The sequence below is a fragment of the Curtobacterium luteum genome (assembly GCF_014646995.1).
GTDB lineage: Bacteria > Actinomycetota > Actinomycetes > Actinomycetales > Microbacteriaceae > Curtobacterium > Curtobacterium luteum.
Genome location: NZ_BMOI01000001.1, coordinates 39,633 through 64,624, shown reverse-complemented (window position 1 = coordinate 64,624; position 24,992 = coordinate 39,633). Strand labels below are relative to the sequence as shown.

The window sequence follows — 24,992 nt, the reverse complement described above, 5'->3', positions numbered from 1 at the left end:
TACAAGGCGGCCGCCGACAGCCCGACCGCGACCGCGCCGGCACCCCGGGGACTACCGTCCACACCGTGCACCTCAGGGAGATCGACGCCGCCGGTTGGCTGCGGGCGACCGGCGCGGCCGTGTCGGGCGGCTTCACGGCGGCGGTGTTCTCCACACGGTTCACGGGGTCCGTGACGGTCGTCGTGCTCGTCGGCGTGGCCACCGCAGTCGGTCTCGTGGTCCTCGTGGTCGCGGCGTGGGCCGGCGGGGGCGGGTACGCCGCACACCGGGCACTGCGGACTTGGGTCCGCGGCGGCTCGGAACCCGGCGGCGTGCGGCGCGACCGCAAGCTGCGGTTCCTGCGCGACATCGTCGACCGGACCGGCTGGCACCTCTGGCTCGGCGCGGCACTGGCGGTCGTGTTCGGCGCGACCGCCGTCGCCGACCTGGTCGGCGACCACGACGTCGGCGGTGCGCTCCTGACGGGCAGCTCCGCAGTCCTCTGGGCGGTCCTCACCGTGCGCGGGATCGTGGTGGACCGACCGCACCGGGAGCGTGCGCAGCTGCTGTACGCCGAGCTCGTGATGGTCGAACGCCCGACCGAGACGCCCGACGCGTGATCGGTTGTTGTACGGCGTCCAGAAACTGACGTACGCTGGCGCCCATGCCGGAACTCGAGATCGTCCGGGTGCCGGGCCTCCTCGCCTACGACGAGGGCCTCGCACTGCAGCAGCGCCTCCGCGCCGACGTCCTCGCCGGCCGTTCGCCCGGCGCGCTCGTCCTCTGCGAGCACCCGTCCGTGTACACCGCCGGACGCCGGACCGAAGCGGGCGACCTGCCGACCGACGGCTCCCCCGTGGTCGAGGTCGACCGCGGCGGCCGCATCACGTGGCACGGTCCCGGGCAGCTGGTCGCCTACCCGATCGTCCGGCTCGCGATGCCGCTCGACGTCGTGGCGTGGGTCCGTGACCTCGAACAGGTGCTCATCGACGCCGTTGCCGGCGTCGGTGTGACGGCAGAGCGCGTCGAGGGTCGCAGCGGCGCCTGGGTCCCCCGGCCCGACCGGGCGAACCACGACAAGGTCGGAGCCATCGGCCTGCACGTCGCCGAGGGGGTGACGAGCCACGGCATCGCCCTCAACTGCGCGAACGCCCTCGACGCGTACGCCGCGATCGTGCCGTGCGGCATCGCCGACGCCGGGGTCACCACGCTGAGCCGTGCCGCGGGACGCCACGTCACCGTAGACGAGGTCGCCGCGCTCGTCGCGCCGGTCGTGCAGGCGGCGCTCGACGGCATGCACACAGGCCACCGCATCGCAGCCGCCAGTAGGACGACCAGCCCGGACCACCCGACCAGCGCGGACCGGTCCGCCGGGGGCGAGCCGCGCCTCCAGGCCGGTCGGGTCCGCACCACCCACCTGCAGGAGGTCCCAGCATGACCCTCGCCCCCGAAGGCCGGCGCATGCTGCGTGTCGAGGCCCGGAACGCCGAGACGCCGATCGAGACGAAGCCCGCGTGGATCAAGACCCGCGCGACCCAGGGACCGGAGTTCCGGGACCTGTCCGCCCTCGTCAAGGACAAGCAGCTGCACACGGTCTGCCAGGAGGCCGGATGCCCGAACATCTTCGAGTGCTGGGAGGACCGGGAGGCCACGTTCCTCATCGGCGGCTCGCAGTGCACCCGCCGGTGCGACTTCTGCCAGATCGACACCGGCAAGCCGTCACCGCTCGACCGCGGGGAGCCTCGACGGGTGGCGGACTCGGTGGTCTCGATGGGCCTCAAGTACGCGACCGTGACGGGCGTCGCGCGGGACGACCTCGACGACGGCGGTGCGTGGCTGTACGCGGAGACGATCCGGCAGATCCACGAGCACTCCCCCGGCACCGGTGTCGAGATCCTCGTGCCGGACTTCAACGGCCGCCCGGACCAGCTCGGGCAGGTCTTCGACGCGCGCCCCGAGGTGTTCGCGCACAACGTCGAGACGGTCCCGCGGATCTTCAAGCGCATCCGGCCGGCGTTCCGGTTCGAGCGGTCCCTCGACGTCATCACGCAGGGGCGGGATGCCGGGCTCGTGACGAAGTCGAACCTCATCCTCGGCATGGGTGAGGAGCGGCACGAGGTGATCGACGCGCTCGAGCAGCTGTACGAGGCCGGGACGGACATCATCACGCTGACCCAGTACCTCCGGCCGTCGCCGCGACACCTGCCGGTCGCCCGCTGGGTGAAGCCGGAGGAGTTCGTCGACCTCCGCGAGATCGCCGAGGACATCGGGTTCTCGGGGGTGCTGGCCGGGCCGCTGGTGCGGTCGTCCTACCGGGCCGGACGGCTGTGGGCGCGGGCGACGGTCGCGCGTGGCGGCGCGGTGCCGGAGCACCTGTCGCACCTGCTCGAGGCGCCGGCCGGCCGCCAGGCCGTCTGAGGCGCGCGCCGCGCGCCGCGCGCCGCGCGCGTGGCCGGCCGCGGCCGAGTCTCGCTCTGAGCGACGTTCCTCGCGCTCGGGACCCCGAGATCAGTCGCTGGTCGCGAGTCTCGGCCGGCACGATGCGGCAGCGCCAGCGGCAGCGGCACCACACGACGGACGGGAGGCGCGGTGCCAGCTGGCACCGCGCCTCCCGTCCGTCAGTGGGTCGCGGCTACGCGCGTCCGCGGATGCTGCGCAGCAGCCACCCGATGATCGCGAGCAGGATGAGCGCGATGCCGATGAAGAGCAGGAACTTCAGTGCTGCGACGAAGATGCCGCTGAAGAGCAGGACGAGGCCGACGATGATCGCGATGATCAGCAGTGCGGGCATGGGGGTCTCCAATCCCTGGAACGAGACCGAGCGGATGCCCGGGCCGACGGAGACGGTACTCGTCGCGGGGTGACCGCGTTCACTGACAGGTGTCGAGCAATGCGCCGAGACCCCGGAGGGCGCTGGACGTCTCAGCCGACGAGGTTCTGCACGAACACGTGCGGCGTGAAACCCGTGAGGTCGTTGATGCCCTCACCCTGTCCGATGAGCTTGATCGGGATGCCCGTCTTCTCCTGGACGCTCAGCACGAAGCCGGCCTTGGCCGACCCGTCGAGCTTCGTGATGACGAGCCCGGTGACCCCGGCACCCTCGATGAACGCCTGCGCCTGGGCCAGCCCGTTCTGCCCGGTGGTGGCGTCGAGCACGAGGAGCACCTCGGCGATCTCGGTCTGCTTCTCGACCACTCGCTTGATCTTCGTCAGCTCGTCCATCAGGCCGGCCTTGGTGTGCAGCCGGCCGGCGGTGTCGATGACGACGATCTCGGTGCCCTCGCGGATGGCCTTCTCGACCGTCTGGTACGCCACCGACGCCGGGTCCTGACCGGGCTGCGCGGGGCGCACGACGTCGACCCCGGCGCGCTCGGCCCAGGTCGCGACCTGCTCGACCGCTGCCGCGCGGAAGGTGTCCGCCGCACCGACGACCACCGTGCGGTCGTACGTCTTGAGGAACTTGGCGAACTTGCCGATCGTGGTGGTCTTGCCGACTCCGTTCACCCCGACGACGAGCACGACGGCCGGCCGGTTGCTGAGCTTCAGCGTCGTGTCGAGCTTCGACAGCCGTTCCTCGAGGACCTCGCGGAGCATGCGCTGCAGGTCGGCGGGGTCGGTCGTGCCGTAGCGGTCGACACGCGCGTGGAGGTCCTCGATGATCGCCTCGGAGACGTCGGGACCGAAGTCGGCGCCGATGAGCGCGGTCTCGAGGTCGTCCCACGTGGTCTCGTCGATCGTCTTGCGCTGGAAGAGCCCGCGCAGCCGGGAGGACAGGGACCAGGAACTCGCCATGTTCCCAGCTTAGAGCGCGACACACGTGCGCTGTGCCGGGTACGCTCAGAACCACGAAGGGGAGTATTCCCTCTCGGTGACCCCGTCAGTACGGTCCGGAACGATCCGGACCCGGGGCGCCGGTCGCGGCCAGCACATCGTGCGGCAGCGGCGGAAGAGACCTTCAGGCTCCGGCGCGCCGTCCAGGCCCGCCCCCGACCTGAAGGAAACCCGTGGACGTCCCACTCTTCGTCTGGCTCCTCACCATCGCCGGCATACTCGCGCTGCTGGTGTTCGACTTCTACTCGCACGTGCGCACCCCGCACGTGCCGCACATCAAGGAGTCGGCGTTCTGGTCCGCGTTCTACGTCGGGCTCGCCATCCTGTTCGGTGTCGGCATCCTGGTCTTCGGCGGCGGGCAGGCCGGTGGCGAGTACTTCGCCGGCTGGCTGACCGAGAAGGCGCTGTCGGTCGACAACCTGTTCGTCTTCCTCATCATCATGTCGAGCTTCGCGGTGCCGAAGGAGTACCAGCAGAAGGTCCTGCTCGTCGGCGTCGCGATCGCCCTCGTCGCCCGCGGTGTGTTCATCGCGCTCGGCGTCACGATCATCGAGAACTTCTCGTGGGTGTTCTACCTGTTCGGTGCGCTCCTGTTCTGGCTCGCGTGGTCGCAGGCGAAGGGCGGCGGCCACGACGACTCCGAGGGCGACTCGAAGCTCATCCGCACGCTGCGCAAGGTGATCCCGACCACTGACGACTACCACGGCGACAAGCTCACCGCGAAGATCGACGGCAAGCGCCTCTTCACGCCGATGCTCCTCGTCATGGTCGCGATCGGCCTCACCGACGTGCTCTTCGCGCTCGACTCGATCCCGGCGATCTTCGGGCTGACGCAGGACGCGTTCATCGTGTTCACCGCGAACGCGTTCTCGCTCCTCGGGCTCCGGCAGCTGTACTTCCTCATCGCGGGGCTGCTCGAGCGGCTCATCTACCTCGGCCAGGGCCTGGCCGTCATCCTCGCCTTCATCGGTGTCAAGCTCGTGTTCCACGCCATGCACGTCAACGAGCTGCCGTTCATCAACGGCGGCGAGCACATCGAGTGGGCGCCGGAGATCCCCATCTGGTTCTCGCTGACCTTCATCGCGCTGACGATCGCGGTCGCGACGGCCGCCTCGCTGGTGGTCTCGAAGAAGCGGCAAGAGCGCGGCCTCACCCCGACCGGGGAGCCGAAGCAGGCCGTCGAGGCCGACGCGAAGTAGTCGCGACCCACGTCCCGGCCCGCGCGCGCCGGATCCCGGCCCGCGCGCGCCGAGTCTCGGCCTGGGCGACAGTTCTCGCGCTCCGGAGCGCGAGAACTGTCGCTGCGTGCGAGCCTCGGTCGGCGCGCGCTACGCGACCGCGCCGGCCGGCTCCGCCGACCGCGCCTGCACACGCTGCCCGACGACGGCGGACACCCCGTCCTGCCGCATCGACACCCCGTACAGGGCGTCCGCGATCTCCATCGTCCGCTTCTGGTGCGTGATGACGATGAGCTGCGACGACTCCCGCAGCCGCTCGAACACGGTCAGGAGCCGCCCGAGGTTCGCGTCGTCGAGCGCCGCCTCGACCTCGTCCATGATGTAGAACGGCGACGGGCGCGCGGTGAAGATCGCGACGAGGAGCGCCACCGCCGCGAGGGACCGCTCCCCGCCGGACAGCAGCGTCAGCCGGTCGATCTTCTTCCCGGCGGGCTTCACCTGCACGTCGATGCCCGTCGCGAGCAGGTCGTCCGGGGTCGTCAGCGTGATCGACCCGGAACCGCCCGGGAAGAGGATCGGGAAGATGACGTCGAACGCCTCGCGGGTGTCGTGGAACGCCGCCTCGAAGATGGTCTGCATCTTCTGGTCGAGCTCCTCGATGATCGTCATGAGGTCCGTGCGGGTCTTCTGCAGGTCCTCGAGCTGCTCCGCGAGGAACGCGTGCCGCTGCTCGAGCGCCTGGAACTCCTCGAGCGCGAGCGGGTTCACCTTGCCGAGCCGGCCGAGGTCGCGCTCGGCGGCCGCGAGGCGTTGCTCCTGCTCGGCGCGGACGTAGGGCACGGTCTCGACGTCGGCGGGGTCGACCTCGTCGGTGGCGTCGTACTCGGGCAGGGCGGGGCCGCCGGGCAGCGTGGACTCGGCCTCGACGACGACCTCGTCCGGGTCGAGGTCGGCGGTCGCCGCGTCGCCGACTGCCGTCCCGTCGGATCCGTCATCGGCCGCTGCCGTCGCCGCCGCCCGGGCGCGTTCGGCCTCCCGGTGCTTCCGCGCCAGGACCCGGGGGTCGACGAGCACGTCCACCGGCACCGGTACGTGCGGCCCGTACTCCGCGACGAGGACGGCCTCCACGAGTCCGAGCTCGCTCTGCGCCCGGTCGAGGATGCCCGACACGTGGAGCTTCTTCTCGTAGATCTCCATCTCGAGCGAGTGCACGCCGTCCGTCAGGGTCTGCAGGCGGTCCCGGAGCTCGCGCTCCTCGTTCCGGATCGTCTGCAGCTCGGTGTTCCGCTTCGACCGCTCGGACTCCTCGTTCGCGAGCCGGACGCGGGCCTCGGCGAGGGACCGGTCGACCGCACCGAGGAGCCCGGGGAGGTCGGCGAGCACCCCCTCCGCGACGGCGATCTGCGCACGGCGGACCACGGCTCGACGGGCGGCTTCCTCGGCAGCGGCCCGCTCGGCCCGGAGCTGGCGCTCGAGCCCGGCTGCCCGGTTCCGCTCGGCACGCGCCCGCTCGCGCACGGTCTCGACCTGGATGCGCTGCTCGATCTCTGCGGCGCGCGCGGCCTCGAGGGCGTCCAGCAACGCCGGCCGGCCCGACGCGTCGACGGCCGGACGGGGCCGCTCGGTGAAGGCCGCGGACGCCGCCTCGGCCTCCGCGAGCACCGCCTCGGCGGACTCGACGGCACCGTCCGTCTCGGCCAGCGCGGCGTGGAGCCGCTCGACCTCGGCCGTGGCGTTCTCCGCCTTCGCGCGTGCGGACGCGCTGCTGCGGTCGTACTCGGCCGTGGCCCGGGCGTGCGCGCGGGACGCGTGGTCGGCCTCTTCCGCCCGGCGGCGTGCGTCGTCGACGGCGGTGCGAGCGGCCTGGAGGCGCGTGGCCGCGTCCTCGACGTCGACCGCGACCGCGTCGCGCCGGGGCACGGCGTCGTCGCGTCCCGCGACGAGTTCGATCCGGCTCGTCACGCGCTCGCCGCCGCCCGTCACGCGGACGGCCCGGACGACGTCGCCGGACCGCGTCACGACCGTGGCCAGCGGGGCGGCGGTGAGCACGGCCTCCAGGTCAACGTCCTCGTCCACCGCGACGAGCGTGTCCCGCAGGATCGCGGTGAGTGCCTGCGGTCCCTGCACCAGGTCGAGCGCGGGGCGGACGCCCGCGGGGAGTCGGTCCGGGAGTCCCGCCGCGGGGACCGCAGCAGGGTCGGCGTCGGCGACGACGACGTCGACGCGACCGATGTCGGCGGACCGGGCGTGCGCGACGGCGTCGAGCGCGACCGCACGGTCGGCGGCGAGCACCGCGTCGGCGAGCCCGTCGAGCGCCATCGCGACCGCGCCCTCGAAGCCGGGCTCGACGGTCAACGCGTCCGCGAGGCGTCCGGCGATGCCCGCTCGTCCCGCGTCGATGAGCGCCTGGGACCCGTCGCGGACGTCGATCGACATGCCGAGGGCGACGACCCTGGCGTCGAGCGCGTCCCGCTCGCGTTCGAGGGTGTGCAGACGGTCGCGGAGCTCGTCCCTGGTGCTCTGCGCTGCCCGCTGCTGCTCGCGGGTCGTCTCGACGGCGGCGGTGAGCGCCTCCTCGTCGACACCGTCGGCGGGGTCCACGCCGATCTCGGCGAGGGCGGCGGCGGCGCGGTCCGCACGCTCGGAGGCCTCCGCCAGGGCGCGTTCCCGGCGTTCCCGGTCGGCCGCCGCGGCGACGCGCTTCGACCGCGCGACGTCCACCGCCGAGGCGAGCCGCTGGGCTTCCAGGTCGTGCTGCGACACCAGGGCCGCCTGCGCGGCGATCTGCTCGTCGAGGGCGTCGAGCGCGGCGCGGGCCTCCTGCACGCGGGCGGCGACGGCTCCGGAGTCGGCGGCCATCTCCTCGGCGCGCGTCTCGAGCCGGTCGGCCTCGTCGCGGACGGACTGCACCCGCTCCGGGGTGACCGTCGGCCCCTGCTGCGGCGCGTCGGCCTGCTGGGCGAGGAACATGAGCCGCTGGTTCGCCAGGCTCGACAGGCCGCGCAGTCGCTCCTGCACGCTCTCCAACCGGTGCACGACGGTCCGGGCGCGGTCGACGTCGTCGCCGACCATGCTCTGCTCGACCTGCTGCTGCCGGGTGCGGGTTCGGTCGAGACGCTCCTGGAGGACGATGCGCTCCGACTTCCGACCGGTCTCGACCTCGAGGTGGTCGTGCAGCTCGCGGCGGAGCCGCACGACGTCGTCCGCGAGGAGGCGGGCCTTCGCATCGCGGGCGACGGCCGCGACCGACTGGGCCTTCCGGGCGACCTCGGCCTGGCGTCCGAGGGGCTTGAGCTGGCGACGGATCTCACCGGCCAGGTCGGACAGCCGCGTGAGGTTCGTCTGCATCGCCTCGAGCTTGCGGAGCGTCTTCTCCTTGCGGCGGCGGTGCTTGAGGATGCCCGCGGCCTCCTCGATGAAGCCGCGGCGGTCCTCCGGCGTCGCGTGCAGCACCTTGTCGAGCTGCCCCTGGCCGACGATGACGTGCATCTCGCGCCCGAGGCCGGTGTCGCTCAGCAGCTCCTGCACGTCGAGCAAGCGGCAGTTCTCCCCGTTGATCGCGTACTCGCTGCCCCCGTTGCGGAAGAGCGTGCGGGAGATCGTCACCTCGGAGTACTCGATCGGCAGGAGCCCGTCCGTGTTGTCGATCGTGAGGAGCACCTGCGCACGGCCGAGCGGACCACGGGTCGAGGTCCCGGCGAAGATGACGTCCTCCATCTTGCCGCCGCGGAGGGTCTTCGCCCCCTGCTCCCCCATCACCCAGGCGAGGGCGTCGACGACGTTCGACTTGCCCGAGCCGTTCGGTCCGACGATGCACGTGACCCCGGGCTCGAACGCGAACGTGGTCGGCTGCGCGAAGGACTTGAACCCCTTGATGGTCAGGCTCTTCAAGTACATGCGGTCTCCGGGCGTTCTGCTGCGCTGCTGCTGGCGGGCTGTGCTGCTGGCTGTGCTGCTGCGGGCAGGCTAACGCCTGCGGGCGCGCGGGCGCGGTTGGCACACGGGGCAGATGTGGCTGGACCGGTTCATGAAGGCCTCGCGGACGATCGTCGTGCCGCACCGCGGGCACGGCTTGCCCTGCTGGCCGTACACGTTCAGGCGCTGCGAGAAGTACCCGGACTGCCCGTTCACGTTCACGTACTGCGCGTCGAAGCTCGTGCCTCCGTCCTCGAGCGCCCGTCCAAGGACGCTCCGGACCTCGGTCAGCAGGGTCCGGAGGTCCGCTCTGGTCAAGCGCTCCGCTGGTCGGTCGTAGTGGAGCTTCGCCGCCCACAGGGACTCGTCGGCGTAGATGTTGCCGATGCCGCTCACGACGCCCTGGTCGAGCAGGACGCGCTTGATGCCACTCGCGCGCTTCCGGGCGGCCGCGATGAAGCGGTCGTCGTCGAACGCCGGGTCGAGAGGGTCACGGGCGATGTGCGAGACCGGGTACGGGATGCCGCGGCGCCACGAGGCGTCCGGGTCGGCCTCGTCGATCGCGCCCGCGGCACCGGCCGGAGCACCGTCCACCGTCGGCACCATGCGGTCGATCGCCATCGACCCGAAGGTGCGCTGGTCGACGAACTCGAGTTGGACGACGGGCTCCGGCACGCCGTCACGATCGGTGGTCGCGGGCTGCACGTCGATGAGGATGCGGCGGTGCCTCGCGGCGGGTCGACCGCGCCCGAGGAGCACCTGCCCGGACATGCCGAGGTGGGTGACGAGGGCCTCGGGCCGGTCGTCGCCGTGCTCCGGCTGCAGCGGGAACCAGAGGAACTTGCCGCGGCGGACGGCGGCGGCGATCGTGCGGCCGGTCAACCGGTCGGCGAAGTCCTCGGCGGGGCCGTCGTGTCGGGTGAGGGCGCGGTCATCGACGACGTCCACGTGCAGGACGCGTGCGCCGGTGACGGCGGGTTCGAGACCGGCGCGGACGACCTCGACCTCGGGGAGCTCCGGCACCGGTCAGGCAGTCCGAGCGGCGTCGTCGGCGGTCGTGCTCACAGCGGCGCTGCCGGCGGCCGTGCTCGCGGCGGCGCCGTCTGCGGCCGTGCTCGTGGCGGCGCTGCCGGCGGTCGTGCTCGCGGCGGCGCTGCCGGCGTCCGCGCGCGGCGAGCCGTCACGGCCGGAGAGCTTCGTCCAGGCCTGCAGCGCAGCGGCCATCTCGGCTGCCTTCTTGCTCGACCCGGCGCCCGAGGAGATGTCCTCGCTCTGGAGCACCACGGTGGCGTGGAAGGTCTTGTCGTGGTCGGGGCCCTCTTCGGTCACCCGGTAGGAGGGGTTGCCCAGACCGAGCGACGACGCGAGCTCCTGCAGACTCGTCTTCGGGTCCATCGCGGCGCCGAAGCGGTCCGGGTCGACCAGGAGCGGCTCGACGAGGCGCAGCACGAGCTCGGTCGCCGGGTCCGGACCCGCGGAGAGGTACGTGGCACCGATGACGGCTTCGACGGTGTCGGCGAGGATCGACGACTTGTCGCGGCCGCCGGTCTGCTCCTCGCCCTTGCCGAGCCGGAGGTACTTCCCGAGCCCGATCATGCGGGCGATCTCAGCGAGGGCGACCGTCGAGACGAGGCTCGCCCGACGCTTGGCCAGGTCGCCCTCGTCGAGGTCGGGGAAGGACCGGAAGAGCTTCACGGTCACTGCCTGACCGAGGATCGAGTCACCGAGGAACTCGAGCCGTTCGTTGTGCCCGATGCCCCCGTGCTCGTACGCGTACGAGCGGTGGGTCAGGGCGAGCTGGAGCAGCTCGAGATCGATGTCGACCCCGAGGATGCCCTGCAGACGAACGACGTCCGGCCCCACGGGGCGGGACCCCGTGGTGCCGGACGTATTGGTCACGCGGTCGGTCCGATCAGACGTCGGCGACCTTGCGGCCCTTGTACTCCAGGTACAGGGGGGTGCCGGCCGAGTCCTCGACGACCTTCGCGCGGTGCGGGAGGCTGTAGGTGACCTTGCCGTTCTCGATCGTCTTCACGAGCTGGACCGGCGCGGCCTTCCACTGCGAACGACGGGCGTGCGTGTTGGCACGGGACTGCTTGCGCTTGGGAACGGCCATGGTGGTTCTCTTTCGGTTGGTCGGTTGGTCAGTGGCGAGGGCGGTTCAGGCCGACGTGCGGCCGTCGCCCTCGGGGCTCTGGTCAGGGGTACTGCTGTCGTCGCTCGCACGGAAACCGCCGAGGGCGGCCCAGCGCGGGTCCAGGACCTCGCGAGGAGTGTGGTCCTCGAGGTCGGCCAGACGTTCACCCGTCTCCGGGTCGAGGCCTGGGCAGTCCGGTCGGCAGACCGGCTGGAACGGCAGCGACAGCACCACCGCATCTCGAACGACCGGTTCGCAATCCACGTGGTCATCGCGAACGAAGAAGTCGAAATCCTCCGAGACATCGTACGCGAAGAGCTCCGCGAAATCGACCTCGACGGGTTCGCTGATCTCGATCAGGCACCGGGAGCACTCCCCGAACGCCTCGGCCGACGCGTGTCCGGAGACGAGGACGCCCTCGTGCAGCCCCTCGAGTCGGACGTCGAGGTGCATCGGCGCGCCCTGTCGGACGGCGATGACCCCGGCACCCATCGCGTCCGGCACCTCGACGTCGAGCGACTGCTCGCGCATCTCGCCCGGACGGTGCGCGAGGTCGCGCACGCGCAGGGCGTAGGGGCTGTTCACGGGGGAAGACACGATCGACGATCCTAGCGCGAACCGGGCGGCACGTCGAGGCGGCGCCCCAGCGTGTCCGTCGCGCGGACGCGGGGGCGCGCCGTGCTGCCGGTGTGCGCGGTGCGGCGCGCCTGCCCCGGCGCAACGGGCTGTGCGCCCGGCTCAGCGGCCGGTGTGCCCCGCTCAGCGGCCGGTGTGCCCCACTCAGCGGCCGGTGTGCTCCGCCAGCGCACGCGCCACGACCCCGGGCACGTACGGCGTCACGTCCCCGCCGAGCGTCGCCACCTGACGGATGAGCGAGCTCGACACGTGCGCACGCGAGGCCTCGGGCAGCAGGAACACCGTCTCGACGTCCGCGAGGTGCCGGTTCATGATCGCCATCGGGGTCTCGTACGCGACGTCCTCGCCCGAGCGGACCCCCTTCACGAGGACCGTCGCACCGACCTGACGGCAGTAGTCGACGAGGAGCCCGGCGGTCCACTCCCCGACGCGCACGTTGTCGCGGACGCCCGTCTCGACCAGCGACTCCTCGATCAGCCGGACCCGCTCGCCGGCCTCGAACATCGCGGGCTTCTTGTCCGGGTTGTGAACGACGAGCACGTGGACCTCGTCGAAGAGCCCGGCCGCACGCCCGATGACGTCGAGGTGCCCGAGGGTCACGGGGTCGAAGGAACCGGGGACGACCGCGATCTGCGCCATGCAGCGACCCTAGCCGAGGTCAGTTCTTGCCGAGGAAGGCCGCGTCGGACTCGTCGAGTCGGCGGGCGAGCGCTTCGCGGAGCGCCGGGTGCCCCTCGAGGTCGGGGTCGGGCCCGAGCACGCGCTCGGCTTCCTCGCGCGCGTCGACGATGAGGTCGGCGTGCTCGACGACGCGCAGCAGGTTCAGGGACGAACGACCACCGGACTGTCGCTCCCCCAGCACGTCACCTCGCGCCGGAGCTCGAGGTCGACCCGGGCGAGCTCGAAGCCGTCGTCGGACGCGGCGACGGCGTCGACGCGCTCCCGCGACGGGGACTCGAGCTCCGCCGTGGTCACGAGCAGGCACACGCCGGCGAACTGCCCGCGGCCGATGCGGCCGCGCAGCTGGTGGAGCTGCGACACCCCGAACCGGTCGGCGTCGAGCACGGCCATCATCGAGGCGTTCGGCACGTCGACACCCACCTCGATCACCGTCGTCGCGACGAGGACGTCGATCCCGCCGGCCGCGAAGGTCGTCATCACGCGGTCCTTCTCGTCCGCGGTCATCCGTCCGTGCAGGACCTCGATCCGTCTGCCGTCGAGCACCGGCATCCGGCGCATCCGCTCGGCGGTCGCGATCACCGTGGCCGGCGTTCGTTCCGGGGTGTCGTCCTCGGCGGGTGCCTCCGGCGCAGGTTGGCCGTCGTCCTCGGCGTGCACGTCGTCGATGGCGGGGCACACCACGAACGCCTGTCGACCGGCGGCGAGCTCCTCGGCCATGCGCGACCAGATCCGGGACTCCCACCCCGGGTGCTCCGCCAGGCCGACCGTGAAGGTCTCGACACCGGCACGACCCGACGGGACCCCGGCGATGGTGGAGACGTCGAGGTCGCCGAAGACGGTCATCGCGACCGTGCGCGGGATCGGGGTCGCGGTGAGGACGAGCACGTGCGGCGGGGTCTGGCCCTTCGTCCGGAGGGCCTCGCGCTGCTCGACGCCGAACCGGTGCTGCTCGTCGACGACCACGAGCCCGAGCTCGGCGAAGTCGACGCGGTCGCCGAGGAGCGCGTGCGTGCCGACCACCAACCTCGAGCTCCCGGACGCGGCCGCGAGCAGGGCTCGGCGACGCTCGTCGGTGGACTGGGACCCGGTGAGGATCACCGGACGGAGCTCCGCCGCGAGGTCCGGGCCGAGGAACTTCACGATCGACCGCAGGTGCTGGGCGGCCAGGACCTCGGTCGGGGCGATGAGCGCCGACTGCCCGCCGGACTCCGCCACGGTGAGCATCGCGCGGATCGCCACGAGGGTCTTGCCGGAACCGACCTCGCCCTGCACGAGCCGGTGCATCGGCCAGGTTCCGGCGAGGTCCGTCGCGATCTCGGCACCGACCGAGCGTTGGTCGTCGGTGAGGGTGAACGGCAGCGAGGCGTCGAACCGTTCGAGGATGCCCCCGGGCGAGGCCGAGCGCGGGGTCGAGGCGACCGCGCGGGCGGCGATCCGACGCTGCACGAGGGCGGTCTGCAGCACGAAGGCCTCGCGGTAGCGGAGGGCGTCCTGCGCACGCTTGAAGTCCGCGACCTTCTCCGGGCGGTGCAGCAGTTCGAGCGCGCGCCGGTACGGCACGAGGTCGAGTCGGGAGCGGACGGACGCCGGGATCGGGTCGTCGAGGTCGGGCAGGGTGTCGAGCACGACGCCGATGGCCTTCGCGATCTGCCACGAGGACAGCGACGCGGTGGCCGGGTAGATCGGGATCGGCTGCCGCGACCAGCGGATCGCCTCGTCCGAGCCGGGGTCGGCCAGGGAACGGGGGTCGTCGCGGTCGAACAGCTCGTAGTCGGGGTGTGCCAGCTGCCGAGCGCCGCGGTAGTCGCCCACCTTGCCGGCGAACACCCCGCGGGCACCGGGGACGAGGTCCTTCGTGCGCCAACCCTGGTTGAAGAACGTCAGGGTCAGGAGCCCCTTGCCGTCGCCGATCTTCGCTTCGAGGATCGAACCCCGTCGAGCCCGCATCGTGCGCTCGCGGACGTCGACCACCTCGGCCACGATCGTGACGGACTCGCCGATCGCCAGCGAGTCGAGCGCCGTGAGGGCACCGCGTTCGGCGTAGCGACGGGGTGCGTGCTCGAGGAACTCCCCCACCGTGCGGTACCCGAAGGCCTTCTCGATCGCGCTCGCGGTCCGGCCGCCCAGCACGCCGGACAAGCGGGCGTCGAGCCCACCGACCACGGCCGACCCGGAGGCGCCGTCGACCGTGGGCGCGTGCCCGCTGCCGGGCGCGGCCGGGGCAGCGTTCGTACCAGGGGTGACCACATGCCAACGGTACCCGGCACGACCGACTCGCACCGTGCCTCCAGGCCGGCCTGTGGAGAACCCGGGCGGGCCGTCCCGGGCCGCTACGGTGGCTGCATGACCCGCATCATCGCCGGCGCCGCCGGCTCCACGACGCTCCGGGTGCCGAAGTCCGGCACCCGGCCGACGAGCGACCGCGTGCGCGAGGCGCTGTTCTCGTCGCTGGAGTCGCGCGGGCTCGTCGACGACACCGCGGTGGCCGACCTCTACGCCGGCACCGGCGCCCTCGGGCTCGAGGCGGCGTCGCGCGGTGCGGTCGAGGTCGTCCTGGTCGACCGGGCCGCGGGCGCGGCGGCAGCGTGCAAGGAGAACGCGCGCACGGTGCAGAAGCGCGTGCCCGGCGTGCGGATCGACGTGCACGCCCAGCCCGCCCTGGGGTTCCTGCGGCAGACCGTGCGGACGTTCGACCTCGTGTTCATCGACCCGCCGTACGAGGTCAGCGAGCAGGAGCTCGGCGAGGTGCTCGAGGCGCTGGTGCCGCGGCTCACGCGGGACGTGGTCGTCGTCGTCGAGCGCAGCAAGCGGTCGCCGGAGCCGACGTGGCCCGCGGGGCTCGAGCCGTTCAGCAAGCGCAGCTACGGGGAGACGGTCGCGTGGGAGGCCGTGGTCGCGACCGCCTGACGGTGCAGCCTGGGCGGTGCGGCCCGGCTGGTCCGGCCCGGACAGTCCGGCCCGGCTGGTCCGGCCTGGCTGGTCCGGCCCGGATGGTCCGGCCCGGCTGGCCCGGCCTGGAGGCACGGTCCGGCTCAGACGCGGAGCTCGCGTCCGCGGCGGGGTCCGGCCCCAGCAGGCGGCTCCGGTCCCAGCAGGCGGCTCCGGTCCCAGCCGGCGGCACCGGCCCGAGCCGGCGGCATCCGCCTCAGCCGGCGGCGCCGTCCCAGTCGGCGTAGGGGTCCCAGCCGGACGTCGGGACCGGACGACCGCCCCGGAGGACGTCGTGCTCACCGCGTTCCCGGACGGAGCCGATCCGCCGGAACCCGGCGGGGAGCGGCATCCCCGGCGGGAACGTCGCGAGGAGCCCGTGGTCCTCGCCGCCGTGCAGGGCGGGCCCCTCCTCGACCACCGTCGGGTCGAGGTCGAGCGTCACCCGGCTGGCCCGCGCGAGTCGTCCACCGTCGATCGCGAGGCCGTCGGACAGGTCGAGCATCGCCGTCGCCCCCGCGCCCGCGGCGGCCACACCGTCCGCGATCGGCGGGACGGGCCGCCGCTGTCGGAGGGCGTCGGAGTCCGCGTCCGCGCCGCTCGCGACGGTCGCCGCCCGGGACGGTTCCCCCGCTGCGTCGACACCGTCGCGGAAGAGCCGTGCCAGGCCGCGGGCAGCTCGGCCGAGCTCACCGGAGACCGCCACCACGTCACCCGGCTCCGCGCCCGAACGGAGCACGGGCGCCCGGCCGCCGAGGTCGCCGAACGCGGTGACGGAGACCGTGAACGTCGAGGAGGTCGAGAGGTCACCGCCGACGACGCCGCACGCCGGTGCGAGGGCCTCCACCGCGAGCCGGACACCGTCGGCGAAGCGTTCCAAGACGCTGACCGGGGTGTCCTGCGGCGCGGCGAGGGCGATGACGAGCCCGGTCGGCGTCGCACCCATCGCGGCGACGTCGGAGAGGTTCGTCGCGGCGGCCTTCCAGCCGATGTCCTCGGGCGACGACCACGCCCAGCGGAAGTCCGGGCCGTGCACCATCATGTCCGTCGTCACGACGTAGCGCCCGTCCGGGGCGGCGAGGACAGCGCAGTCGTCGCCCGGTCCGATCACGGGGTCACCGGCAGGGAGCCGTCGGACGATGCGGTCGAGGACCTCGAGTTCCCCGACCTCCCCCACGGTCGGGCCGGGCTGGCTGTCGTCCTTCGCGTCCACACGAGAACGGTAGCCTGGACGTCGATGGACACCGCGCGACGCACCACTCGGACCGCCGCGATCGTCGGCGTGGCGATCGCCCTCGCGGCCGGTCTCACGGGGTGCACGAACGCCGTCTCGATGACCGCCGCACCCTCCGCGGACGCCGCTGCCTGCGCCGCGGCCCAGGTGCGGCTGCCGAGCGTCGTGGGGCAGAGCGATGCGCTGCGGAACACGACCGCGCAGTCGACGGCGGCGTGGGGCGACCCGGCCGTCGCGATCTACCACTGCGGTGTCGCCGTGCCGACGGTGTCCGATCTACCGTGCTTCTCGAAGGGCTCCGTGGACTGGATCCGCGACGACCGCGGGGCGCAGGTCGTCTACACGACGTTCGGCCGGTCGCCGGCGGTGCAGGTCGTCATCGAGTCGTCGGGGGCGACCGACCAGGTGCTGCAGGACATCGGGACGGCGGTGTCGACGCTGCCGAAGGACGGGCACCGGTGCCTCGACCCCTCCGAGGTCAACGGCTGACGGTCCCGCTCGGGCACGAGACTCGGCCGCGCTCGCACGAGCCTCGGCCGCGCCCGCACGAGTCTCGGCGTCAGCGACTGATCTCGTGCCGATGCGCGCGAGACCTGTCGCCCAGCACGAGTCTCGGCTCGCGCCACCGCGGCGGTGCGGCGGCGCGGCGGCGCACGACGCCTCAGCGGACGGCGGTGCGGCCCAGCTCGATGAGCTCGGTGACGAGCTCGCCGTACGAGACACCCGTGGCGGCCCAGCAGCGCGGGTACATCGACAGCGGCGTGAACCCCGGCATCGTGTTGACCTCGTTCACCACGAAGCCGTCGTCGGTCAGGAAGCAGTCGACCCGGGCGAGTCCGGCTCCCCCGACGGCCTCGAACGCGCGGGCACCGATCGACCGGATCTCGTCGGTCTCCGCGTCGGTGAGGGGCGCCGGGCAGAGCAGGGCCTCGTCGCCGCCGAGGTACTTCGAGTCGAAGTCGTAGAAGCCGTCCTCCGCCACGACGATCTCGCCCGGGAGGCTCGTGCGCGGGACACCGTCGCGGCCTTCGAGCACGGCGACCTCGACCTCGCGACCGACGACCCGGGGCTCGACGATGACCTTCGAGTCGTGCTCGAACGCCAGGTCCATCGCGGCGCCGAGCTGCGACGGGTCGTCGACCCGCGAGACGCCCATGCTCGAGCCGGCGCGCGCGGGCTTCACGAACACGGGCCAGCCGTGTGCGGCGACCGACTCAGCGACGTCGACCGGATCGGCTGCCCACTGGCGTCGGAGCACCGTGGTCCACGGCGCGACCCGCAGCCCGGCGTGCTCGAGCACGGCCTTGGCGACGTGCTTGTCCATCGCCAGGGCGCTCGCGAGCACCCCGTCGCCGACGTACGGCAGCCCGGCGATCTCGAGGAGGCCCTGGATCGTGCCGTCCTCACCGAAGGGGCCGTGCAGGATCGGGAAGACCACGTCGACGTCGGGCACGGTCGTCACGGTGCCGTCGGCGTGCGACACGACGAGGTCGCGGGTCGCCGGCGAGGTCGGGAACGCCACGCGCGTGCCGTTGTCGAGCACCTCCGGCAGGTGCCGGTCGTGGATCGCCCAGCGTGCCGGGTCGTCCGGCTGCAGCGTGAACGCGCCGCCCTTCGTGATCCCGATCGGCACGATCTCGTAGGCATCGCGGTCGACGACGTCCATGATGCCCCCGGCGGTCACGCAGCTGATCGCGTGCTCGCTCGAACGGCCGCCGAAGAGCACGGCGACGGTGGTCTTGGCCATGGAGGACCCCCTGGGTGGTCGCGGACCCGTCACTCGCCCTGGGGCTCGTCGGTCTCGGTGAGGTGCGGCGCGATGTTGCGCGGGTCGAGCCTACCGGCGAGGACCTCGCCCACCTGGCTCACGATGGGCATGTCGACGCCGTTCGCTGCCGCCAGCTCGAGGATCGGGGCGACCGAGGCGAGCCCCTCCGCGGTCTGGTTCATCTGCCGCACGACCTCGTCGAACCGGTAGCCCTGCCCGAGCAGCCGGCCGGCGGTGTTGTTCCGCGAGAGCGGCGACTGGCAGGTGGCGATGAGGTCCCCCAGCCCGGCGAGGCCGGACAGCGTCGAGGACTGCGCGCCGAGCGACACCGCGAACTCGGTCATCTCCGCGAGGCCCCGGGTGATGATCGACGCCTTCGTGTTCTCGCCGTAGCCCACGCCGTCCACGATGCCGATGGCGACCGCGATGAGGTTCTTCAGCACACCGCCGAACTCGGTACCGATCACGTCGGTGTTGGTGAACGACCGGAAGTACGGGTTCGTGGCGACGGTCGCGACCGCGGTGGCGGTGTCGAGCGACGTCGACGAGACGACGGCCGCGGTCGGCTGCCGCCGTGCGATCTCGAGCGCGAGGTTCGGTCCGCTGGCCACCGCGATGCGCTCGCGGTCGATCCCGAGGCCCTCGTGCAGGACCTCGCTCATCCGGAGGCCCGTCGCCTTCTCGACGCCCTTCATGAGGCTGACGACCGGGACGTCCTCGGGCAGGAGGGAGGCGATCGCGGCGAGGTTCGAGCGGAGCGACTGCGACGGCACCGACACGTACACCTGCTGTGCGCCGTCGAGCACGGCGGACAGCGACGTCGACGCGGTGAGCGTCCGCGGCAGGTTGATGCCCGGCAGGTACTCGGAGTTCCGCTTCGTCTCGGTGATCTCGCGCGCCACCTCGGGTCGGCGTGCCCACACGACGGTGTCCGCCCCGCCCTCGGCGAGCACCTTCGCGAACGTGGTCCCCCAGCTGCCGGCGCCGATCACGGCCACCCGTGGCTTGTCGGTCGTCTGCATGACGACGCGGATAGCGGCGGTGTCGACGGCACCGGGAGCGGCGACGACGGGGTCCGGGTGGTCCTCGTGCGGGCGGAGGCCCGTTCCGTGGTCACTCAAACTTGCCGGTCTCCTTCTGGTTGTTCGCGGCCGGGTCCCAGCGCGTGGCCGGGGCCGTCTCGCCGCGGAGTTCCTCGAGCAGCTCGGTGATGCGCTGCATGACGATGCCGGTCGCCTCGACGAGCATCTGCTGGTCGATGGGCCGTCCGCGGTAGGCGGACAGGTCGACGGGGTCGCCGACGATGACGTCGACGCGGGTCGGCGGGAAGAGCTTCAGCTTCTTGCCGTAGCGCGCCATGATGCCCTGCGTGCCCCAATGGGCCATCGGGATGAGCGGCACGTCGTTCTCGAGCGCGATCCGGACGGCACCGGTCTTGCCGCGCATCGGCCAGAGGTCCGGGTCGCGGGTCAGGGTGCCCTCGGGGTAGACGATGATCGCGCCACCCTGCTCGATGACGGACCTGCCGCCGCCGAGCGGGTCGCTGAGGCGCGTGCGACCGGAACGTTCGACGGGGATCTGCCCCATGCCGGCCATGAGCTTGCCGAACACGGGGACGTTGAACAGCGACGCCTTCGCGAGGAACCGCGGCGCCCGGCGGGACAGCCAGACGGCGGTCCCCACCACGAGCGGGTCGATGTTCGTGAAGTGGTTCGGCGCCAGGACGAACGCGCCGCCCTCGGGCAGACGCTTCGGCCCGTGCCAGTGGTACCGCGCGGAGAACCGGAAGACCGGGATCACGACGGACGCGGTGATGCGGAACGCGGTGTTCAGCTCACCGCGGCGCCAGCGCCGCCCGGGGTTGGGCAGACCGGTCGAGACCTGCGAGGCGGACGCGCGCCGCGCCTCCAGGCCGTCACCTGAAGCAGCCACGACGCTCAGCCGGCGAAGTCGAAGTCGGCGCCGAGCTTGCGGAGCTTCGGGATGAAGTGCTCGTAGCCCCGGCTGATGATGCCGACGTTGGAGATCCGCGACTCGCCCTCGGCGGTCAGCGCCGCGATGAGGTGGCTGAAGCCGCCGCGGAGGTCGGGGACGCGGACGTCCGCAGCGTGCAGCGTCGTCGGCCCGGTGATGACCGCGGCCTGCTCGAACGGCCGACGCGCGACGCGGCGGTCGTGTCCGGGCAGCCCTTCCTTGTGCACGACGATGTCGGCGCCCATCTCGTTGAGGGCGTCGGTGAAGCCGAAGCGGTTCTCGTACACGGTCTCGTGGACGATGCTCTGCCCGTCGGCCTGGGTGAGCGCCACGATGAGCGGCTGCTGCCAGTCGGTCATGAAGCCGGGGTGCACGTCCGTCTCGACGACCACGGGGCGCAGGGTCTCGCGCTCGCGGTAGAAGCGGATGCCGTCCTCCTGGACGTCGAACCCGCCGCCGACCTTGCGGAAGACGTTGAGGAACGTCATCAGCTCCTGCTGCTTCGCGCCCTCGACGAAGATGTCACCGTCGGTCGCGAGCGCCGCCGAGGCCCAGCTGGCGGCCTCGTTGCGGTCGTTGATCGCGCGGTGGGTGTAGCCGCGGAGCGACTCGACGCCCTCGATGAAGATGGTGCGGTTCGGCTCGACCGTGACGATCGCGCCCATCTTCTGCAGGATCGCGATGAGGTCCATGATCTCGGGCTCGATCGCGGCGTTCCGGAGCTCGGTGACCCCGGTGGCGAGGACGGACGAGAGCAGGACCTGCTCGGTCGCGCCGACGCTCGGGTAGGGCAGCTCGATCTCCGCACCCCGCAGGCCGTTCGGCGCGGTGAGGTGGATGCCGCTGACCTGCTTGTCCACGACCGCGCCCATCGCGCGCAGGGCGTCGAGGTGGAAGTCGATCGGGCGGTCGCCGATGCGGCAGCCGCCGAGGTCGGGGATGAACGCCTCACCGAGCTTGTGCAGCAGCGGACCGCAGAACAGGATCGGGATGCGGCTCGACCCGGCGTGCGCGTCGATCTCGGCGAAGTGCGCCGACTCGACGTTGGACGGGTCGAGGATGAGCTCGCCTCGTGCAGGGTCCGTGATGCGCACCCCGTGGACCTCGAGCAGGCCGCGCACGACCTGGACGTCGGAGATGTCCGGCACGTCCTTGAGGATCGAGGGGGTGTCGCCCAGCAGCGCAGCGACCATGGCCTTGGTCGCGAGGTTCTTGGCTCCGCGGACCTCGATGCGTCCCACGAGCGGCTTGCCGCCCCGGATGACGATCTCGTCCGACTTGAGACCAACGCGAGCCCCTGCGGCCGCTGCGTCCTGTACGAGAGAGTTCACTACTTCACCGGCAATGTCTTCGGCCGCCAACTGGAGCGGCGGGATTCGAACTCCGTGATCGAGGACTCGTCACGGAGGGTGAGCCCGATGTCGTCGAGCCCTTCCATCAACCGCCAACGAGTGTAAGCGTCGATCTCGAAGGGCACGTCCACATCGCCCAGCGACACGCGCTGCGCCACGAGGTCGACCGTGGCCGATGCCCCCGGGTTCCGCTCGATCTCGGCCCAGAGCGCCTCGACTTCCGATTCGGTCACGATCGCCGTGACGAGTCCCTGCTTGCCCGCGTTCCCCTTGAAGATGTCCGCGAACCGAGAGGACACGACGACGCGGAAGCCGAAGTCGCGGAGTGCCCAGACGGCGTGCTCGCGCGACGAGCCGGTGCCGAAGTCCGGACCGGCGACCAGCACCGCGGCACCCTGGTACTCGGGCTGGTTGAGCACGAACTCCGGGTCCTGGCGCCACCCGGCGAACAGGGCGTCCTCGAAGCCGGTCTTCGTGACGCGCTTGAGGTAGACCGCGGGGATGATCTGGTCGGTGTCGACGTTGGAGCGCTTCAGCGGCGCGGCGACGCCGGTGACGGTGGTGATCTTGTCCATCAGAACTTCCCCTCGGTGGTCGCGGTCTCGGTGTCCGTGACGGACAGCAGAGCGTCGTCGGTCGCCAGGTCCCACGGGCTCGACAGCGTGCCGCGGACCGCGGTGGCAGCGGCGACGAGCGGCGACACCAGGTGGGTGCGCCCGCCCTTGCCCTGCCGGCCCTCGAAGTTGCGGTTCGAGGTGGACGCGCAGCGCTCCCCCTGCGCGAGCTGGTCGGGGTTCATGCCGAGGCACATGGAGCAGCCGGCGAACCGCCACTCGGCGCCGAAGTCCGTGAACACCTTGTCCAGCCCCTCGGCCTCGGCCTCGAGCCGGACCCGAGCGGAGCCCGGCACGACCATCACGCGGACGCCGTCGGCCTTCTTCCGGCCCTCGATGATCGACGCGAAGGCCCGGAGGTCCTCGATGCGGGAGTTCGTGCACGACCCCATGAACACCGCGTCGACCGCGATGTCCTTCATCGGGGTGCCGGCCTCGAGGTCCATGTACTCCAGCGCGCGCTGGGCGGCGGCCTGGTCGTTCGGGTCGGTGTAGTCGGACGGGTCCGGGACCGTCTCGGAGAGCGAGACGCCCTGGCCGGGGTTGGTGCCCCAGGTGACGAAGGGCTCGAGCTCGTCGGCGTCGATGAACACCTCGGCGTCGAAGACCGCGTCGTCGTCGGTCGCGAGCGTGTCCCAGTAGGCGACGGCGTCGTCCCAGTCCTGACCCGTCGGCGCGTGGTCGCGGCCCTGCACGTAGTCGTAGGTCGTCTGGTCGGGCGCGACCATGCCGGCGCGGGCGCCGGCCTCGATCGACATGTTGCAGATCGTCATGCGGCCCTCCATCGAGAGCGCGCGGATCGCGGAGCCGCGGTACTCGAGCACGTAGCCCTGGCCGCCGCCCGTGCCGATCTTCGCGATGACCGCGAGGATGATGTCCTTCGCCGTGACGCCGGGGCGGAGCGTGCCCTCGACCGTGATCGCCATCGTCTTGAACGGCTTGAGCGGCAGCGTCTGCGTGGCGAGGACGTGCTCGACCTCGGACGTGCCGATGCCGAACGCCATCGCGCCGAACGCGCCGTGCGTGCTGGTGTGCGAATCGCCGCACACCACGGTGATGCCGGGCATCGTGAGTCCGAGCTGCGGACCGACGACGTGCACGATGCCCTGTTCCTTGTCGCCGAGCGAGTGCAGGCGCACCCCGAACTCCGCGCAGTTGCGTCGGAGCGCCTCGATCTGGGTGCGGCTCGTCGGGTCCTCGATGGGACGGTCGATGGCGAGCGTCGGGGTGTTGTGGTCCTCGGTCGCGATCGTGAGGTCGAGGCGACGCACCGGGCGGCCGGCCTGGCGCAGGCCGTCGAACGCCTGCGGGCTCGTCACCTCGTGCACGAGGTGGAGGTCGATGTAGAGGAGGTCTGGCTTCCCGTCCTCGCCCCTGACCACGACGTGGTCGTCCCACACCTTCTCGGCGAGCGTCTTTCCCATCGACTCGACCCTTCCTCGTTGTCCGTCGATGCGCCGCTGTCGCGGCTCGTCCGGCCACTCTAGCAGGTTGGTATACCAAGCCGCGTCGGTCCGGACGCCAGGCGCGTGGCGAGCCCGCCACGCGCCTCCAGGCCGGTGGCGGGGACCGCCTGGAGGCGCGGCCCGGGTCGGCGACACCCGTCGCGGTGGGAAGATGGAGGCGACATGACGACACCTGCGCACTCGACCCGGACCGTGAACCTCGAGGGCGCAGCCCGCGCCGCGATCGCCGGCGGCGCGCCGCTCGCGCTGCTCATCGCCCTCGGGATGCCCGGGTACGCGGCGTTCGCGATGTTCGCCGGGTTCACCGCGATCTTCGGCGCGACGGAGCCGTACCGACAGCGCGCCGTGACCACGGGTGTCGCCGGGGCGCTGCAGGCGGCCTGCATGCTCGCGGGCATCGGGGTGGCGCTGCTCGGGCACCCGCTGTGGCTGCAGGCGATCGGCCTCGTGGTCGTGCTGGTCGTCGCGGTGTGCACCCTCACGGCGCTGCAGACGATCCCGGCGCAGCCGATCTTCCCCGTGTTCGCGTTCGTCGTGTCCGCGCTCGTGCCGCTCCGGCCGGCCGACGTCCCGACGGTCCTGCTCATCATCGTCTGCTCGGTGGCGTGGGCGTGGCTCGTGGCGATGTCCGGCGTCGTGCTCCGTCGGGTGATCCACCCGCACGCACCGCACCGCTTGCGACCGCTCGGCGAACGCAAGCACCGGACGCTCGCCGTCCTCCGCACGCGGGCGCTCCGCGAGACGGTGGCGCTCAACGTCGTCGGGTCGCTGGTCGCCGGCGGTGTCGCCGAGGCGCTGCCCGGCCTCGGACACCCGTACTGGGCGGTCATCGCCGTCGTGTCGACGCTCCCCGCGCTCCGCCAACGCCACACGCTCCGCCGCGCCTGGCAGCGCGTGGTCGGCACCGTCGGCGGGACGGTCGTCGCCGTGGGGATCCTGCTGCTCGAGCCGGGCGTCTGGTGGATCGTCGTGATCGCCGTGGTCGGGCAGTTCTTCGCCGAGATCTTCGTGGCGCGGCACTACGCGGTGACGCTGCTCTTCCTCACGCCCCTCGCCCTCGCGGTGTCGTGGCTGAGCCTCCCGGAGGCGCCGCAGCTCCTCGCGCTCGACCGCATCGTGCAGACCGTGCTCGGTGCCGTCGTGAGCGTCGCGCTGCTGCTCGTCGGTCGGGCGGTCGAGCGTCGCCGAGGCCGTCCGCTGGGTGCGACGAGCGCGGTGCCGACCATCTGAGGCGGGGCGCTCCGGGCGTCCCTGGTCGTTCCGGGCGTGCCTGGTCGTTCCGTTCGACCAGGGACGCCC

At 72.1% G+C, this 24,992-nt stretch carries 22 protein-coding genes and 1 pseudogene; 7 read left to right on the top strand and 16 right to left on the bottom strand.

Annotation, left to right across the window (positions count from 1 at the left end; genetic code table 11):
- The first annotated feature begins 65 nt into the window (after positions 1-65).
- The 3 genes from IEY20_RS00280 to lipA are packed head-to-tail and all read left to right on the top strand — an operon-like array spanning position 66 to position 2,397.
- Entirely contained in the window at positions 66-599 is a 534-nt protein-coding gene (locus IEY20_RS00280) for a hypothetical protein (protein ID WP_022905189.1), read from the top strand.
- A 44-nt stretch (positions 600-643) separates the two neighbouring features.
- Positions 644-1,417: a lipoyl(octanoyl) transferase LipB gene (lipB, locus tag IEY20_RS00275; protein ID WP_175329026.1), complete on the top strand. Its 774-nt coding sequence runs from the start codon at positions 644-646 to the stop codon at positions 1,415-1,417.
- Complete coding sequence (gene lipA / locus IEY20_RS00270) at positions 1,414-2,397, top strand: lipoyl synthase (RefSeq protein ID WP_022902334.1); 984 nt, start codon at positions 1,414-1,416, stop codon at positions 2,395-2,397. The genes lipB and lipA overlap by 4 nt, the downstream gene beginning before the upstream one ends.
- Before the next feature lie 214 nt (positions 2,398-2,611).
- On the opposite strand, the gene IEY20_RS00265 is transcribed toward lipA, so the two are convergent.
- Both IEY20_RS00265 and ftsY read right to left on the bottom strand, forming a co-directional pair.
- Positions 2,612-2,770 carry a hypothetical protein gene (locus IEY20_RS00265; RefSeq protein WP_175329025.1) on the bottom strand — a complete coding sequence of 53 codons (159 nt, stop codon included), beginning with the start codon at positions 2,768-2,770 and terminating at the stop codon, positions 2,612-2,614.
- Positions 2,771-2,901: 131 nt separating this feature from the next.
- Positions 2,902-3,771, bottom strand: a complete 870-nt coding sequence (gene ftsY / locus IEY20_RS00260) for a signal recognition particle-docking protein FtsY (RefSeq protein ID WP_175329024.1) — start codon at positions 3,769-3,771, stop codon at positions 2,902-2,904.
- Between the two features lie 212 nt (positions 3,772-3,983).
- On the opposite strand from ftsY, the gene IEY20_RS00255 reads away from it, so the two are divergent.
- The gene (locus tag IEY20_RS00255) at positions 3,984-5,009 is read left to right on the top strand and encodes a TerC family protein (RefSeq protein ID WP_175329023.1); all 1,026 of its coding nucleotides are present in this window, start codon (positions 3,984-3,986) and stop codon (positions 5,007-5,009) included.
- 129 nt (positions 5,010-5,138) lie between these two features.
- Here IEY20_RS00255 and IEY20_RS00250 read toward each other — a convergent pair whose 3' ends face one another.
- The 7 genes and pseudogenes from IEY20_RS00250 to IEY20_RS00220 form a co-directional block, all read right to left on the bottom strand.
- Complete coding sequence (locus IEY20_RS00250) at positions 5,139-8,885, bottom strand: chromosome segregation SMC family protein (RefSeq protein WP_175329022.1); 3,747 nt, start codon at positions 8,883-8,885, stop codon at positions 5,139-5,141.
- A 69-nt stretch (positions 8,886-8,954) separates the two neighbouring features.
- Positions 8,955-9,926 carry a bifunctional DNA-formamidopyrimidine glycosylase/DNA-(apurinic or apyrimidinic site) lyase gene (gene mutM / locus IEY20_RS00245; RefSeq protein WP_175329021.1) on the bottom strand — a complete coding sequence of 324 codons (972 nt, stop codon included), beginning with the start codon at positions 9,924-9,926 and terminating at the stop codon, positions 8,955-8,957.
- Between the two features lie 3 nt (positions 9,927-9,929).
- Positions 9,930-10,766, bottom strand: coding sequence for a ribonuclease III (rnc, locus tag IEY20_RS00240; RefSeq protein WP_175329347.1), 837 nt, complete (start codon positions 10,764-10,766; stop codon positions 9,930-9,932).
- A gap of 49 nt (positions 10,767-10,815) precedes the next feature.
- Entirely contained in the window at positions 10,816-11,019 is a 204-nt protein-coding gene (rpmF, locus tag IEY20_RS00235; RefSeq protein ID WP_079236346.1) for a 50S ribosomal protein L32, read from the bottom strand.
- Between the two features lie 45 nt (positions 11,020-11,064).
- The gene (locus IEY20_RS00230) at positions 11,065-11,625 is read right to left on the bottom strand and encodes a YceD family protein (RefSeq protein WP_175329346.1); all 561 of its coding nucleotides are present in this window, start codon (positions 11,623-11,625) and stop codon (positions 11,065-11,067) included.
- Positions 11,626-11,820: 195 nt separating this feature from the next.
- Complete coding sequence (gene coaD, locus IEY20_RS00225; protein WP_175329020.1) at positions 11,821-12,315, bottom strand: pantetheine-phosphate adenylyltransferase; 495 nt, start codon at positions 12,313-12,315, stop codon at positions 11,821-11,823.
- A gap of 19 nt (positions 12,316-12,334) precedes the next feature.
- Positions 12,335-14,520: pseudogene (locus IEY20_RS00220) on the bottom strand (ATP-dependent DNA helicase RecG).
- Positions 14,521-14,700: 180 nt separating this feature from the next.
- On the opposite strand from IEY20_RS00220, the gene rsmD reads away from it, so the two are divergent.
- On the top strand, positions 14,701-15,264 hold the full coding sequence (gene rsmD / locus IEY20_RS00215; RefSeq protein WP_188888826.1) for a 16S rRNA (guanine(966)-N(2))-methyltransferase RsmD: 564 nt from the start codon (positions 14,701-14,703) through the stop codon (positions 15,262-15,264).
- Positions 15,265-15,502: 238 nt separating this feature from the next.
- On the opposite strand, the gene thiL is transcribed toward rsmD, so the two are convergent.
- Positions 15,503-16,498 carry a thiamine-phosphate kinase gene (gene thiL / locus IEY20_RS00210; RefSeq protein WP_175329019.1) on the bottom strand — a complete coding sequence of 332 codons (996 nt, stop codon included), beginning with the start codon at positions 16,496-16,498 and terminating at the stop codon, positions 15,503-15,505.
- A 24-nt stretch (positions 16,499-16,522) separates the two neighbouring features.
- Between thiL and IEY20_RS00205 the strand changes: the two genes are divergently transcribed.
- On the top strand, positions 16,523-17,008 hold the full coding sequence (locus IEY20_RS00205) for a DUF3515 family protein (protein ID WP_022904717.1): 486 nt from the start codon (positions 16,523-16,525) through the stop codon (positions 17,006-17,008).
- Between the two features lie 172 nt (positions 17,009-17,180).
- Here IEY20_RS00205 and IEY20_RS00200 read toward each other — a convergent pair whose 3' ends face one another.
- The 6 genes from IEY20_RS00200 to leuC form a co-directional block, all read right to left on the bottom strand.
- Positions 17,181-18,266: a D-alanine--D-alanine ligase family protein gene (locus IEY20_RS00200; protein ID WP_175329018.1), complete on the bottom strand. Its 1,086-nt coding sequence runs from the start codon at positions 18,264-18,266 to the stop codon at positions 17,181-17,183.
- 29 nt (positions 18,267-18,295) lie between these two features.
- Positions 18,296-19,309, bottom strand: a complete 1,014-nt coding sequence (locus IEY20_RS00195; RefSeq protein ID WP_175329345.1) for an NAD(P)H-dependent glycerol-3-phosphate dehydrogenase — start codon at positions 19,307-19,309, stop codon at positions 18,296-18,298.
- Positions 19,310-19,400: 91 nt separating this feature from the next.
- Positions 19,401-20,219: a lysophospholipid acyltransferase family protein gene (locus IEY20_RS00190; RefSeq protein ID WP_022904720.1), complete on the bottom strand. Its 819-nt coding sequence runs from the start codon at positions 20,217-20,219 to the stop codon at positions 19,401-19,403.
- Between the two features lie 5 nt (positions 20,220-20,224).
- Entirely contained in the window at positions 20,225-21,592 is a 1,368-nt protein-coding gene (gene murA / locus IEY20_RS00185; RefSeq protein WP_022904721.1) for a UDP-N-acetylglucosamine 1-carboxyvinyltransferase, read from the bottom strand.
- Positions 21,592-22,188 carry a 3-isopropylmalate dehydratase small subunit gene (gene leuD / locus IEY20_RS00180; RefSeq protein ID WP_022904722.1) on the bottom strand — a complete coding sequence of 199 codons (597 nt, stop codon included), beginning with the start codon at positions 22,186-22,188 and terminating at the stop codon, positions 21,592-21,594. Before leuD ends, murA begins: the two co-directional genes overlap by 1 nt.
- Complete coding sequence (leuC, locus tag IEY20_RS00175; RefSeq protein ID WP_188888824.1) at positions 22,188-23,651, bottom strand: 3-isopropylmalate dehydratase large subunit; 1,464 nt, start codon at positions 23,649-23,651, stop codon at positions 22,188-22,190. The genes leuD and leuC overlap by 1 nt, the downstream gene beginning before the upstream one ends.
- 204 nt (positions 23,652-23,855) lie before the next feature.
- Here leuC and IEY20_RS00170 point away from each other — a divergent pair, with 204 nt between their 5' ends.
- Positions 23,856-24,923: an FUSC family protein gene (locus IEY20_RS00170; protein WP_188888822.1), complete on the top strand. Its 1,068-nt coding sequence runs from the start codon at positions 23,856-23,858 to the stop codon at positions 24,921-24,923.
- Positions 24,924-24,992 lie beyond the last annotated feature (69 nt).